Genomic DNA, 15,814 nt, shown 5'->3' with positions numbered 1-15,814 from the left:
CGGGGGTTGGAAAGGATGTCGGTCCCTTGAAGTTTTCTGCTCTGGTGGACTCCCCGCAGATTTCGACAGGCCGGAGTGCGGCCGGCGCGGTCGCGACGGCCGCCGCTCCGGTACGGCGGGACATGCGCCCGCCGTCCGACCGGCAGGGCGTGTGCATGGCCGTACTGGACCCGACGCTGACGATTCGTCAGGCAACCCAGGACTTCTTCCGCAACTTCGCGACCCCCGACGAGACCGGTGCCGACGTGCTCGCCGGTGCCCCCTCCGATTCCTCGACCACGGCCCCCGACGTCTGCGGCCGTGACTTCCGCGAGCTGGTGCACCCCAGCGTGCGGCAGCCGCTCATGCGGCAGTTCGAACGGCTGCTCAGCGGCCGCTGCGACCGGTTCTCCGCGCACGTCGTGGCGCTGCGCTCGGAGGGCGACGCGTTCACCGGCAACCTCACGGCCACCGCGGTGAGCGGCTACGCCCCCGACCCGGCCGCGGTGCTCGTGCTGATGCGGCCCGGACAGCAGGCGGAGGGCGACGCGGTGGTGGCGCCCCGCAAGAAATTACTCAGTGAGATCGACGCGAGAATCCTGGAGGGAATAGCGGCGGGCCTGTCCACGATTCCGCTGGCCTCCCGGCTGTATCTCAGCCGGCAGGGAGTGGAGTATCACGTCACCGGACTGCTGCGGAAACTCAAGGTCCCCAACCGCGCGGCGCTGGTGTCCCGCGCGTATGCGATGGGGGTGCTGACGGTGGGCACCTGGCCGCCCCGTGTCGTGGAGGGCTTCATCAAGTAACGCGTACGCAACATACTCGCAATCCCGGGGCCCGCCGAGCGCGGACTCGCGGGCCGGTCCCCGCCCGGTGTCCGGCCCCGGTCCGAATGCGAGCCGAAGGGACACAAGGCGCCGGGGTACCGCGGAGCATCCGCGGTACCCCGGCGCCTGCGCGTGCGGCCCCTCCCGGGGCCCGGCGGATTCTAGGGAATTCCATGGCCGCCCTTGTCGAGACTGGGCAGGTGGCGTGCGGGAAGTCGAGCTGCCTCGTGCCGGGCACGCAGATAACTCATCAGTCGCTGTGGAACAGCCGTCCCCAGTGCCGGATGTCCACAACGAAATCCTCTGCTGTCCGCCGGTCTTGAGATGGGTTGGGTTGAACGTGGCGAACATGGACCAGGAACAGAAACTCCGCGACTACCTGAAGCGGGCCAGTGCCGATCTGCGGCGCTCCCGGCAGCGGGTGGGCGAGCTGGAGGCGGCCGCCCGCGAGCCGATCGCGATCGTGGGCATGAGCTGCCGCTTCCCGGGAGGCGTGCGCAGCCCCGAGGAGCTCTGGTCCCTGCTCGCCGCCGACGGGGACGGCATCACCGCGTCCCCCACCGACCGCGGCTGGGAACTGGCGGCCGAGGACGCGGGAGACTTCTCCGGCGGCTTCCTGCACGACGCGGCCGACTTCGACGCCTCCTTCTTCGGGATCTCCCCGCGTGAGGCGCTCGCCATGGACCCGCAGCAGCGGCTCCTGATGGAGTCCTCCTGGGAGGCCTTCGAGCGGGCCGGCATCGACCCGGCGGCGGTCCGCGGCACCAGGACGGGCATGTTCGTCGGTGCGATGCCCCAGGAGTACCGGGTGGGCCCGGACGACGACGTCCAGGGCTTCGCCCTGACCGGCACCACCACCAGCGTCATCTCGGGCCGGCTCGCGTACTTCTTCGGAGCCGTGGGCCCGGCGGTCACCATCGACACCGCCTGCTCCTCCTCCCTCGTGGCCCTGCACCTGGCCGCCCACTCGTTGCGCCAGGGCGAGTGCTCCCTCGCGCTGGCCGCCGGTGTGACCGTGATGTCCAGCCCCACCACTTTCGTGGAGTTCAGCCGTCAGGGCGGACTCTCCCCCGACGGGCGCTGCCGCTCCTTCGCCGACTCCGCCAACGGCACCGGCTGGGCCGAGGGCGTCGGCGTCCTGGTCCTGGAACGCCTTTCCGACGCCCGCCGCAACGGGCACGAGATCCTGGCCGTGGTCCGCGGCTCCGCCGTCAACCAGGACGGCGCCTCCAACGGGCTGACCGCGCCCAACGGCCCCTCGCAGCGGCGGGTCATCGAGCAGGCGCTGGTCAGCGCGCGGCTCTCGGCCGACGAGATCGACGCCGTCGAGGCGCACGGCACCGGCACCACGCTGGGCGACCCGGTCGAGGCCCAGGCGCTGCTGGCGACCTACGGCCAGGGCCGCGACGCCGACCGCCCGCTGCTGCTGGGCTCCGTCAAGTCGAACCTCGGCCACACCCAGGCGGCGGCCGGCCTGGCCGGCGTCATCAAGATGGTGCTGGCCCTGCGGCACGGCATGCTCCCGCGCACGCTCCACGTGGACGCGCCGTCCTCGCACGTCGACTGGTCGCAGGGAGCCGTACGCCTGCTCACCGAGCAGGTCCCCTGGCCGCAGGGCGAACGGCCGCGCCGGGCCGGTGTCTCCTCGTTCGGGCTCAGCGGCACCAACGCGCACACGATCCTGGAAGAGGCCCCGGCCGACCCCGAGGAGGACGCGGAGCAGCCGGCCGCGCCCGAGCCCGTGGCGGCGGGCGCCGTCCCGTGGCTCGTTTCCGGCCGTACCCGCGAGGCGCTGCGCGCCCAGGCGGCGCAGCTCCTCGAACACCTCACCTCCGACTCCGCTCCCGCACCGGCGGACGTGGCGTACTCCCTGGCCACCGCCCGCTCCGGCATGGAGCACCGGGCCGCGTTCACCGCGGCCGACCTGGTCCGGGCCCGCGCGGCCCTCACCGCGCTGGCCGACGGCACGCCGGACCCGGGCCTCGTACAGGACACCGCACGGTCCCGCTCGAAGCTCGCCTTCCTCTTCACCGGGCAGGGCTCCCAGCGGCCGGGCATGGGCCGTGAACTCGCCGCCCGCTTCCCCGTCTTCGCCGCGGCCCTCGACGAGGCCCTCACCCACCTCGACCAGGGCCTCGACCGGCCGCTGAAGGAGCTGCTGTTCGCCGAGGAGGGCACGCCCGAGGCGGCTCTGCTCGACCGGACCGGCTACGCCCAGCCCGCGCTGTTCGCCATCGAGGTCGCGCTCTACCGGCTCGCCGAGTCCTTCGGCATCAAGCCCGACTACCTCGCCGGGCACTCCATCGGCGAGATCGCCGCCGCGCACGTGGCCGGGGCCTTCTCGCTGGCCGACGCCGCGGCCCTGGTGACCGCCCGCGGCCGCCTCATGCAGGCGCTGCCCGAAGGCGGCGCCATGATCTCCCTGGAGGCCACCGAGGAGGAGGTCCTGCCCCTCCTGGCGGACCGGCAGGACCGTGTGTCGATCGCCGCGGTCAACGGGCCCGCCGCCGTCGTGGTCGCGGGAGATGCGGAGGAAGTCGAGACGGTTGCTCAGCACTTCGCCGAGCTGGGGCGCAAGACCAAGCGGCTGCGCGTCTCGCACGCGTTCCACTCCCCGCTGATGGAACCCATGCTGGCGGAGTTCCGTACGGCCGTCGCCCGGCTCACGCCGCAGGCGCCCGTCATCCCGGTCGTCTCCGGCCTGACCGGCACCCTCGCCACGGTCGAGCAGCTCACCTCCCCGGACTACTGGGCGGACCACGCCCGGCACACCGTACGGTTCGCCGACACCCTCACCTGGCTCGACGGCCACGGCGCCGCCACCTTCCTGGAACTGGGCCCCGACGGCGTCCTGTCCGCCATGGCCCAGACCTGCCTGGCCGCGGCCGACGACACCGCCGACCCCGCCGACGGCGCCCCCGCGACGCTCGCCGCCCTGCGGTCCGGCCGCCCCGAGGCCGAAACCCTCACCGCCGCGCTGGCCGGCCTGCACACCCGCGGCATCGCCGTCCAGTGGGAGCCCTACTTCCAGGGCACCGGCGCCCAGCGCGCCGACCTGCCCACGTACGCCTTCCAGCGCCGCCGCTACTGGCCCAAGAGCCTGCCCGGCACGGGCGGTGACGTGCGCGCCGCAGGCCTGGGCGCGGCCCACCACCCGCTGCTGGCCGCGGCCGTGTCGGTCGCCAACTCCGACGGCCTGCTGCTGACCGGCCGCCTGTCGCTGCGCACCCACCCCTGGCTCGCCGACCACGCCGTACGCGGCACCGTGCTGCTGCCGGGCACCGCCTTCCTGGAGCTGGCCGTACGCGCCGGGGACGAGGCCGGCTGCGGCCGCGTCGAAGAACTCACCCTGGCCGCCCCGCTGGTCCTGCCCGAAGAGGGCGGCGTCCAGGTGCAGGTGTGGGTGGGCAGCCCGGACGAGTCGGGCCGCCGCGCCGTGAGCGTCCACTCCCGCCCCGACGGGCCGGAGGAGCTGCCGTGGACCCAGCACGCCGCCGGCATCCTCGTCGCCGGTGAGCACCGCGCCGACTTCGACGCCACGGTCTGGCCGCCCGCCGACGCGCAACCGCTGGACCTCGACGGCTTCTACGACCGCATGGCCGACAGCGGCTTCGGCTACGGGCCGCTGTTCCAGGGCCTGAGCGCCGCCTGGCGCAGCGGTGACGCCGTCTACGCCGAGGTGACGCTGCCCGGGGCCGACGGCGCCGACGCCGCGTCCGCCACCTCGTTCGGGATCCACCCGGCCCTGCTGGACGCCGCGCTGCACGCCGCCGCCTTCGCCGACCTCGGCGAACAGGCCCGCGGCGGCCTGCCCTTCGCGTGGCAGGACGTGACCCTGCACGCGAGCGGGGCGAGCACGGTCCGCGTGCGGCTGACCCCGGCCGACGACGACGCTGTGGCGATCGCCGTCGCCGACACCACCGGCGCCCCGGTCGCCTCCATCGGCTCGCTGGTCCTGCGCACCGTGCCCGACGAACAGCTCGCCGCCGCCGACGCCCTCGTCCGCGACGCCCTGTTCGAGCTGCGCTGGACCGAGGCCCGCCAGGCCGCCCAGGCGGCGCCCGCCACGGTCGCCGTCCTCGGCACGGACGTCTTCGGCCTGGAGCAGGCCCTTGCCTCGCCGGACCGTACGGTGACGGCGCTGCCCGGCCTGGACGCCATCACCGACGTACCGGACGTGGTTCTCGCCCCCGTCGCGGGTACGGACGGCGACGAGGTCACCGCCGCCGTCCACGCCCGTACCGCCCACGCCCTGGAGCTCCTGCAGACCTGGCTGGCGGACGAGCGGTACGACGGGTCCCGGCTGGTCCTCGTCACCCGTGGCGCGGTCGCCACCGACGGCGAGCAGGCGCCGGACCCGGTGGCCGCCGCCGTCTGGGGCCTCGTACGGGCCGCGCAGAGCGAGCACCCCGGCCGCTTCGCGCTGCTCGACCTCGACCCCAGCACCACCGAACCCGCCGCCGAGCCGCTGTCGCGGGCCCTGGCACTGTCCGCCGACGAGCCGCAGACCGCCGTACGCGGCGCCGCCGTGCGCACCGCGCGGCTCGCCCGCGCCCAGGCGCCGCGGACCACCGCGGAGTGGGACCCCGAGGGCACCGTGATCCTCACCGGGGCCACCGGCGGCCTGGGCCGCGTACTGGCCCGGCACCTGGTCGCCGAGCGCGGCGTACGGCACCTGCTGCTCGCCAGCCGCCGCGGCGCCGACGCCGACGGCGCCGGAGAGCTCGTGGCCGAACTGACCGGACTCGGCGCGCAGGTGGCCATCACGGCCTGCGACCTGGCCGACCGCGCCGCCGTGGACCGGCTGCTGGCCGGTGTGCCCGCCGGACACCCCGTCACCGCCGTCGTGCACAGCGCCGGCACCCTCGACGACGGTGTGCTCGCCTCGCTCACCCCCGAGCGGATCAGCGCGGTGCTGCGGCCCAAGGCCGACGCCGTGTGGCACCTCCACGAGGCCACCCGCGATCTGGACCTGGCCGCCTTCGTCGTCTTCTCCTCCCTGTCCGGCACCGTGGGCGCCGCGGGCCAGGGCAACTACGCCGCCGCCAACGCCTTCCTCGACGCCGTCGCCCAGCTGCGCCGCGCCCAGGGCCTGCCGGGCCTCTCCCTGGCCTGGGGCCCGTGGGCACCCACCGCCGGGATGACCGGCGGCCTCACGGACGACGACCTCGACCGGCTGGCCCGGATGGGCACGCCCGCGCTCACCGAGGACCAGGGCACCGCCCTGTTCGACGCGGCCACCGCGACGGACGCCGCCGTCCTGCTGCCGACCCGGCTCGACCTGTCCGTCCTGCGCCTCCAGGACCAGCTGCCGCCGCTGTGGCGCGGCCTGATCCGCACCCCGGCCCGCCGCGCGGTGGTCTCGGGCTCGGAGGCCGCCGTCACCCTCGTACAGCGGCTGTCCCGGCTGCCGGAGACCGACCGCCGCGAGGTCGTGCTCGACCTGGTGGCCGGTCAGGTGGCCGCCGTGCTCGGCCATGCCGGCACCGCCGACATCGACCCGCGGCGCCCGCTGCGCGAGCTGGGCTTCGACTCGCTGACCGCGGTGGAACTGCGCAACCGGCTCAGCGCCGCCACCGGCCTGCGCACCGCGGCGACGGTCATCTTCGACCACCCGACCGTCGACGCCCTCGCCACCCACATCCTCGACGGGCTCCTGGGCTCCGAGGCCGCCACGGCGGTCCAGGCCCCCCGCGCCGCCACCGACGACGACCCCATCGTCATCGTCGGCATGAGCTGCCGCTACCCGGGCGGCGTCGCCTCGCCCGAGGACCTGTGGCGGCTGGTCAGCGAGGGCACCGACGCCATCTCGGGCCTGCCCGCCGACCGCGGCTGGGACCTGGACGCGCTCTACGACCCGGACCCGGACCGCACCGGCACCTCGTACTCCCGCTTCGGCGGCTTCCTGCACGACGCCGCCGACTTCGACCCCGCCTTCTTCGGCATGAGCCCCCGTGAGGCGCTGGCCACCGACTCCCAGCAGCGGCTGCTCCTCGAAGCGTCCTGGGAGGCCGTCGAGCGGGCGGGCATCGACCCGGTGTCCCTGCGCGGCAGCCAGACCGGCGTGTTCGCGGGCGTCATGTACAACGACTACGGCACGGTGCTCGCCGGCGGGCAGTTCGAGGGCCACCAGGGCAGCGGCACCGCCCCGAGCGTCGCCTCCGGACGCATCTCGTACACCCTCGGCCTCGAAGGCCCCGCCGTCACCGTCGACACCGCGTGCTCGTCCTCGCTGGTCGCCATGCACTGGGCGATGCAGGCGCTGCGTGCGGGGGAGTGCTCGCTCGCGCTGGCCGGCGGTGTGACGGTCATGTCGACGCCGGGCGCCCTCATCGAGTTCTCCCGGCAGCGCGGCCTGTCCCCGGACGGCCGCTGCAAGGCGTTCTCCGACGGCGCCGACGGCGTCGGCTGGTCCGAGGGCGTCGGTGTCCTCGTCCTGGAGCGGCAGTCCGACGCCCTCCGCAACGGGCACGACATCCTGGCCGTCGTCCGCGGCTCCGCCGTCAACCAGGACGGCGCCTCCAACGGCCTGACCGCGCCCAACGGCCCCTCCCAGCAGCGCGTCATCCGCCAGGCCCTGGCCGCCGCCGGCCTGGCCGCCGCGGACATCGACGCCGTCGAGGGCCACGGCACCGGCACCACCCTGGGCGACCCCATCGAGGCCCAGGCCCTGCTCGCCGCCTACGGCCAGGACCGCGACGAGGACAGCCCGCTGCTGCTGGGCTCCGTCAAGTCCAACATCGGCCACACCCAGGCCGCGGCCGGTGTCGCCGGTGTCATCAAGATGGTCATGGCCATGGAACACGGCGTGCTGCCCCGCACCCTGCACGCCGACGAACCGTCCTCGCACGTGGAGTGGGACTCCGGGGCGGTGCGCCTGCTCACCGAGGAGACCCCCTGGCCGCAGGCCGGCCGGCCGCGCCGCGCCGCCGTCTCCTCCTTCGGCTTCAGCGGTACCAACGCGCACCTCATCGTCGAGGAGCCCCCGGCCGCGCCCGAGCAGCGCGAACAGCCCGCGCTGACCCCGGCCGTGCTGCCCTGGACGCTGTCCGGCAAGAACCGGGCCGCGCTGCGGGACCAGGCCGCCCGCCTGCTCTCCTTCCTCGACGAGCGCCCCGCCGCCGACCCGGCCGACATCGCGCTCTCCCTCGCCACCACCCGCTCGGCCTTCGACCAGCGCGCCGTCGTCACCGGCGACCGCGAGGAACTGCTGCGCGCGCTGGCCAATCTGGCCGCCGACCGCCCCGACTCCGCGCTCACCGAGGGCGAGACCGGCGGCGCGGGCAAGCTGGCCGTGCTGTTCTCCGGGCAGGGCAGCCAGCGCGCCGGAGCGGGCCGGGAACTCGCCACCCGCTTCCCCGCGTTCGACCGAGCCCTGGACGAGGTGGCCGAAGCCCTCGCCCCGCACCTGGAACGCCCCCTCAAGGACGTCCTGTTCGCCCCGGAGGGCAGCCCCGAGGCGGAGCTGCTGGACCGCACCGAGTGGACCCAGCCCGCCCTGTTCGCCTTCCAGGTCGCCCTCCACCGGCTGCTCGGCACCTGGGGGATACGCCCCGACGTCCTCCTGGGCCACTCCGTCGGCGAGATCGCCGCCGCGCACGTCGCGGGCGTCCTCTCGCTGCCCGACGCGGCCCGCCTGGCCGCCGCGCGGGGACGGCTGATGCAGCAGCTGCCCGCGGGCGGCGCGATGATCTCCCTGGAGGCCACCGAGGACGAGGCCGCGCCGCTGCTCGCCGGGCGCGAGCACGAGGTGTCGCTCGCCGCCGTCAACGGGTCCCGCTCCGTCGTCGTCGCCGGGGACGAGGCCGCCGCCGAGGAGATCGCCGCCCACTTCGCGGCGCAGGGCCGCAAGACCAAGCGCCTGAAGGTCAGCCACGCCTTCCACTCGCCGCTCATGGAGCCCGTGCTCGACGGCCTGCGCGAGGTCGCCGCCCAGCTCACCTACGGCGCGCCGGAGGTGACCATCATCTCCGGGCTGACCGGGCGGCCGGTCACCGACGAAGAACTGCGCTCCCCGGACTACTGGGCCGCGCACGCCCGCGGCACCGTCCGCTTCGCCGACACCGTCCGCGCCGCGCACGCCTCCGGCGCCGGCACCTTCCTCGAACTCGGCCCCGACAGCACCCTGTCCGCCCCCGCCCAGGACGCCCTGGGCGACGACGCGGACGCCGACTTCCTCCCGCTGCTGCGCGCCGGGCGCGGCGAGGAGCGCTGCGCGGCCACCGCGCTGGCCCGCCTGCACGTACGCGGTACGGCCGTCGACTGGCCCGCGTACCTCGCCGGCACCGGGGCCCGTACGGTCGGCCTGCCCACCTACGCCTTCCAGCACGAGCGCTACTGGCCCGAGCCGGCCCCGGTGAATCCCGTACAGGGCGCACCCGACCCGGCCGACGCCGAGCTGTGGGGCTCCGTCGAACGCGGCGACGCCGCCGAACTGGCCGCCCTCCTGGGGCTGCGCGACGAACAGCACGCCTCCCTGTACGCGCTGCTGCCCGCACTGTCCTCCTGGCGCCAGCAGCGGCACGAGAAGGCACTGCTGGACTCCACCCGCTACCGCGTCGCCTGGCGGCCGGTACGAGCGGCCGCCGCGCCCGTTCTCGAAGGCTCCTGGCTGCTCGTCACCACCGACGGCATCGACAGCGACGAGATCCTGGACGCGCTGCGCGGCCACGGCGCCCAGTTCGAAACCCTCGTACTGGACGCCGCCTGCCGCGACCGCGCGGAACTCGCCGCCCGGCTCGACGCCGTACGTACGGAGGAGCGCGCCTTCTCCGGCATCCTGTCCCTGCTCCCGCTGGCCGACGGGCCCGGGCACCGGCCGGGGGCTGAACCGCCGGCCGGACTCGCGCTCAGCCTCGTACTGACCCAGGCCCTTACCGACACCCCGCTCGACGCGCCCCTGTGGACCCTGACCCGCGGCGCCGTCACCACCGGCCCGGGCGACCCGCTCACCAACCCGCTCCAGGCAACGGTCTGGGGCCTGGGACGCGTCGCCGCCCTGGAGCACCCGCAGCTGTGGAGCGGCCTGATCGACCTGCCGGCCACGCTCGACGCGCCCGCCACCCAGCACCTCGTCAGCGCGCTGGCCGCGCAGGGCGGCGAGGACCAGCTCGCGGTCCGCGCCACCGGGGCGCTCGGCCGGCGCCTGGTACGCCACCCGCAGGCCGAACTGCCCCCGGCCGACGCGTTCACCGCGCGCGGCACCGTGCTCGTCACCGGCGGTACGGGAGCCCTCGGCGCCGAGGCCGCCCGCTGGCTCGCCCGCAGCGGCGCCGAGCACCTGATCCTCACCAGCCGCCGGGGCCCCGACGCTCCCGGCGCCGATGAACTGGCGGCGGAGATCGAGGGCCTGGGGGCCCGGGTCACCATCGCGGCCTGCGACACCGCCGACCGCGACGCGCTCGCCGCCGTCCTGGCCTCCGTACCCGCCGAGCACCCGCTGACCGGCGTCGTGCACGCGGCCGGCGTCGGCCAGAACGCCGCCCTCGCCGACACCCCGCTGGACGAGGCCGCGGCGGCGATGGCCGCCAAGATGCTCGGCGCGGCCCACCTCGACAGCCTCCTGGACGGCCACGACCTGGACTTCTTCGTCCTCGTCTCCTCGATCGCCGGTGTGTGGGGCAGCGCCGGGCAGAGCGCGTACAGCGCCGCCAACGCCTACCTCGACGCCCTCGCCGAGCACCGCGCGGCCCGCGGCCTGCCCGCCACCTCCGTCGCCTGGGGCCCCTGGGCCGAGGCCGGCATGGCCACCCACGAGGCCGTCACCGAGGACCTGCGCAGGCGCGGTCTGCGCTTCCTCGTGCCCGCGACCGCCATGACCGAACTGCGGCGCGCCGTCGTCCAGCGGGACGTCACGGTCACGGTCGCCGACATCGACTGGGAGCGCTACCACCCCGTCTTCACCTCCACCCGCCGCAACGTCCTCTTCGACGAGCTGGGCGAGGTCCAGGCCCTGGCACGCGCCGAGAGCACCGCCGAGAGCGCCGCGCCGGAGTTCGCCGCCCGCCTCAGGGGCCTGACCGAGGACGAGCAGGAGCGGCTGCTGGCCGACCTGGTGCGCGCCGAGGCGGCCGTCGCCCTCGGCCACGACTCCGCGGACGCCATCCCGGAGCGGCGGGCCTTCCGCGACGCCGGGTTCGACTCGCTGACCGCCGTCGAACTGCGCAAGCGGCTGGCCGCTCTCACCGGCCTCAACCTGCCCGCCACCCTCGTCTTCGACTACCCGACGCCCACCGTCCTCGCCCGCCACCTGCGCGAGGAGATCCTGGGCACCGGCGGCGCGCAGGCCGCGGCCGTGGCCGCCTCGTCCGGCGGCTTCGACGAGCCCATCGCCATCGTCGGCATGAGCTGCCGCTTCCCCGGCGGCGTCCGCTCCCCGCGGCAGTTCTGGGAGCTGATCTCCGACGGCGTCGACGCGATCAGCGACTTCCCCGTCAACCGCGGCTGGGACACCGGCCTCCACCACCCCGACCCGGACCACCCCGGCACCACCTACTCCAGCCAGGGCGGCTTCCTGCACGACGCGGGCGAGTTCGACGCCTCCTTCTTCGGCATCTCGCCGCGCGAGGCGCTGTCGATGGACCCCCAGCAGCGGCTGCTGCTGGAGACCACCTGGGAGGCGTTCGAGTACGCCGGCATCGACCCCACCACCGTCCACGGCAGCACGACCGGCACCTTCATCGGCTCCACCTACCAGGAGTACGGACTCGGCATCGAGGACGGCTCCGCCGGCCACCTGGTGACCGGCACCAGCCCCAGCGTCCTGTCCGGGCGCCTGGCCTACCTCTTCGGCCTCGAAGGACCGGCGGTCACCGTCGACACCGCCTGCTCCTCCTCCCTGGTCGCCCTGCACCTGGCCTGCCAGTCGCTGCGCAACGGCGAGAGCTCCCTGGCCCTGGCCGGCGGCGCGACCGTCATGACGAACCCCAACCCGTTCGTCGCCTTCAGCCGCCAGCGGGCCCTGGCCGGCGACGGCCGCTGCAAGGCGTTCGCCGACGGCGCCGACGGCATGACCCTCGCCGAGGGCGTCGGCATCCTCGTACTGGAGCGCCTGTCGGACGCGCAGCGCAACGGGCACGACATCCTCGCCGTCGTCCGCGGCTCCGCCATCAACCAGGACGGCGCCTCCAACGGCCTGTCCGCCCCCAACGGCCCCTCCCAGCAGCGCGTCATCCGCCAGGCCCTGGCCAACTCCGGGCTCGACCCGGCGGACATCGACGCCGTCGAGGCCCACGGCACCGGCACCGCCCTCGGCGACCCCATCGAGGCGCAGGCCCTGCTCAACACCTACGGCCGGGACCGCGACCGCGAGCACCCGCTGCTGCTCGGCTCCGTCAAGACCAACATCGGCCACACCCAGTCGGCGGCCGGCGTCGCCGGTGTCATCAAGATGGTGATGGCCCTGCGCGAGGGAGTGCTGCCGCGCACCCTGCACGCGGACACCCCCTCCCGCCACATCGACTGGACACCCGGCACCCTCGCCCTGCTGAACGAGCCCGCCGAGTGGTCCGAGGGCGAGCGCCCCCGCCGCTGCGCGGTCTCCTCCTTCGGCATCAGCGGCACCAACGCCCACACCATCCTCGAAGAGGCCCCCCGCCCGGACGAGGCCGCCCCCGAGCCGACGGTGCCCCCGGCCGGTGACGCCGTGCCCTGGGTGCTGTCCGCCCGTACCCCGGGCGCACTGCGCGCGCAGGCGGTCGGCCTCGCCGCCCACCTCGACGGCGAGCAGGCACCCGGCGCGCTGGACGTCGCCCACAGCCTGGTGGCCTCGCGCACGCTCTTCGACCACCGCGCCGTCGTCGTCGGCACCGACGACGCCACCCGCCGGGCGGCCCTGGACGCCCTCGCCACCGGCGGCTCCGCGCCCGGCGTCGTCCAGGGCACGGCCGACACCGACGGCAAGACCGTCTTCGTCTTCCCCGGCCAGGGCTCCCAATGGGCCGGCATGGGCGCGCGCCTCCTGGAGGAGTCCCCGGTCTTCGCCGAGCGCCTGACCGAGTGCGCCACCGCCCTGTCGGAGTTCGTGGACTGGTCCCTGCTCGACGTGCTGCGCCAGGCCGAAGGCGCGCCGACCCTGGACCGCGTCGACGTCGTCCAGCCCGCCTCGTTCGCCGTCATGGTCTCCCTGGCCGCGCTGTGGTCCGCCCACGGCATCACCCCCGACGCCGTGGTCGGCCACTCGCAGGGCGAGATCGCCGCGGCGGCCGTCGCCGGGGCGCTCTCCCTGGAGGACGCGGCCCGGGTCGTCGCGCTGCGCAGCCAGGCCATCGCCCGCGGGCTCGCCGGATCCGGCGGCATGATGTCGGTCCCGCTGCCCGTGGCCGAGGTCGAACAGCGACTCGCCGCTTACGAGGACCTGTCGGTCGCCGCCGTCAACGGCCCCCGCTCCACCGTCGTCTCCGGCGCCACCGCGCCGCTGGACGCCCTCCAGGCCGAGCTGGTCGGCGAGGACATCCGCGCCCGGCGCATCGCCGTGGACTACGCCTCGCACTCCGCGCAGGTCGAGATGGTGCGGGACGAACTGCACACCGTCCTCGCGCCGGTACGCCCGCGCCCGTCGCAGGTGCCCTTCTTCTCGACCGTCACCGGCGACTGGCTGGACACCACCGTCATGGACGCCGGCTACTGGCACACCAACCTGCGCCAGACCGTCCGCTTCCAGCACGGCATCAGCGAACTCCTCGCCCAGGGCCACCACTTCTTCATCGAGGTCAGCTCCCACCCCGTCCTGTCCATCGGCATCCAGGAGACCGTCGAGGAAGCCGGCGGCGCGGCCGCGGTGCTCGGCACGCTCCGGCGCGACACCGGCGGCACCGACCGCTTCCTGACCTCGCTCGCCGAGGCCTTCGTACGCGGCGCGGACGCCGACTGGGCCGCTGTCCTCACCGGTACCGGCGCCCGCCGCGTACCGCTGCCCACCTACGCCTTCCAGCGTGAACACCTGTGGGCGATCCCCGAACGGACCGGGGCCAGGGCCGAAACGGACCCCGCGGACGCGGAGTTCTGGACGGCGGTCGAGCAGGAGGACGTCGATGCCCTCGCCTCCAGCCTGCACCTCGACCAGGCCGCCCTGGCCCCGGTTCTCCCGGCCCTTTCGCACTGGCGCAAGCACCGCCGCGACCTGTCCACCGTGGACTCCTGGCGCTACCGCGCCACCTGGAAGCCGCTGACCAGCCTGCCCACGGCGGCCCTGACCGGCAGCTGGCTCGTCGTCGCCCCCGAAGGGACCGACACCGACGCCCTCACCGGCATCCTCGCTGCCCACGGCGCCGACCCGCGCACCCTCGTCCTGGACGACGCCTGCGCCGACCGCGCGACCCTCGCCGAGCGCCTGACCGGCCTGGACGATGTGACAGGCGTGGTGTCCCTGTTGGCCGAGGCCGAGGAGGAGAGCGCGACGCACCCCGCGCTCACCCGCGGCATCGCCCTCACCCTCGCGCTCGTCCAGGCACTCGGCGACGCCGGGACCGACGCGCCCCTGTGGTGCCTGACCCGGGGCGCCGTCTCCACCGGCCGCGCGGACCGGCTGACCCGCCCCGTCCAGGCCCAGATCCTCGGCCTCGGCTGGACCGCCGCCCTCGAACACCCGCAGCGCTGGGGCGGCCTGGTCGACCTGCCCGAGGAACTGGACCAGCGGGCCGGTGAGCGCCTGGCCGCCGTCCTGTCCGGCCGTACGGGGGAGGACCAGCTCGCCCTGCGCGCCTCGGGCGTCCTCGCCCGCCGCGTCGTACGCGCCACCCCCGCGGACGCCACTCCGGCCCGGCCGTGGACGCCGCGCGGCACCACCCTCGTCACCGGCGGCACCGGCACCCTCGCCCCGCACCTGGCCCGCTGGCTCGCCGGACAGGGCGCCGAGCACATCGTCCTCACCAGCCGCCGCGGCCCGGAAGCCCCCGGCATGGACGAACTCGTCCAGGAACTCGCCGGGCTGGGCTGCGAGGCCGGTGTCGTCGCCTGCGACCTGACCGACCGCGACGCGGTCGCGCGGATGCTCGACGGTCTGGCCGCCGAGGGCCGTACCGTACGCACCGTCGTGCACACCGCCGTCACCATCGAGCTGGCGACGCTGGAGGAGACGACCCACGACGCGTTCGCCAAGGTCATGGACGCCAAGGTCACCGGCGCCCGGCACCTGGACGAACTGCTCGGCGACGACCTCGACGCCTTCGTGCTCTACTCGTCCACCGCCGGCATGTGGGGCAGCGGCGCGCACGCCGCCTATGTGGCGGGCAACGCCTACCTCAACGCCCTGGCGGAGCACCGCCGCGCCCGCGGCGCCCACGCCACCGCCGTCTCCTGGGGCATCTGGGCCGACGACCTCAAGCTCGGCCGCGTCGACCCCGGCCAGATCCGCCGCAGCGGACTGGTCTTCATGGACCCGCAGCTGGCCCTCACCGGCCTGCGGCAGGCCCTGGACGGCGACGAGACGGTGCTGGCCGTCGCGGACGTGGACTGGGAGCGCTACCACCCCGTCTTCACCGCCGCCCGGCCCACCCGGCTCTTCGAGGACGTGCCCGAGGTCCAGCGGCTCGACGAGGACACCGCCGAGGCCACGGACACCGGCAACGAGTTCGCCGCCCGGCTCGTCGGGCTGGCCCCGGTCGAACAGGACCGGCTCCTGCTGGACCTGGTGCGCACCGAGGCGGCCACCGCGCTCGGCCACGCCTCGCCGGACGTCCTGTCCGAACAGCGCGCCTTCCGCGATGTCGGCTTCGACTCGCTGACCGCCGTCGACCTGCGCAACCGGATCGCGGGCGTGACCGGGCTCGCCCTGCCGAGCACCATGGTCTTCGACTACCCCAACCCGCTCGCCCTGGTCGCCTTCCTGCGCGAGTCCCTCGCCGGGTCCGCCACCGGCACCACCGCCACGGCCACCGGCACCGCCACCGCCGCGGACGACGAGCCCATCGCCATCATCGGCATGAGCTGCCGCTACCCCGGCGGCGTCGGCTCGCCGGAGGAACTGTGGCGCCTGGTCACCGAGGGCGGCGACGCCACCGGCGAATTCC

At 75.1% G+C, this 15,814-nt stretch carries 2 protein-coding genes (1 of these 2 cut by a window edge); both read left to right on the top strand.

The annotated features are described in order from the left end of the window. The first annotated feature begins 26 nt into the window (after positions 1 to 26). Positions 27 to 785 carry a LuxR C-terminal-related transcriptional regulator gene (locus IH45_RS0107620; RefSeq protein WP_078897330.1) on the top strand — a complete coding sequence of 253 codons (759 nt, stop codon included), beginning with the start codon at positions 27 to 29 and terminating at the stop codon, positions 783 to 785. Between the two features lie 370 nt (positions 786 to 1,155). Beyond that, on the top strand, positions 1,156 to 15,814 hold the 5' portion of the coding sequence (locus IH45_RS0107615) for a type I polyketide synthase (protein WP_030663376.1). The gene runs 13,643 nt beyond the window's last position; only the first 14,659 of its 28,302 coding nucleotides appear in the window; its start codon is at positions 1,156 to 1,158; its stop codon lies beyond the right edge, outside the window.

The sequence above is a fragment of the Streptomyces rimosus subsp. rimosus genome, from assembly GCF_000720725.1.
Classification (GTDB): domain Bacteria; phylum Actinomycetota; class Actinomycetes; order Streptomycetales; family Streptomycetaceae; genus Streptomyces; species Streptomyces rimosus_A.
This window is presented reverse-complemented; position numbering and strand designations above follow the sequence as displayed.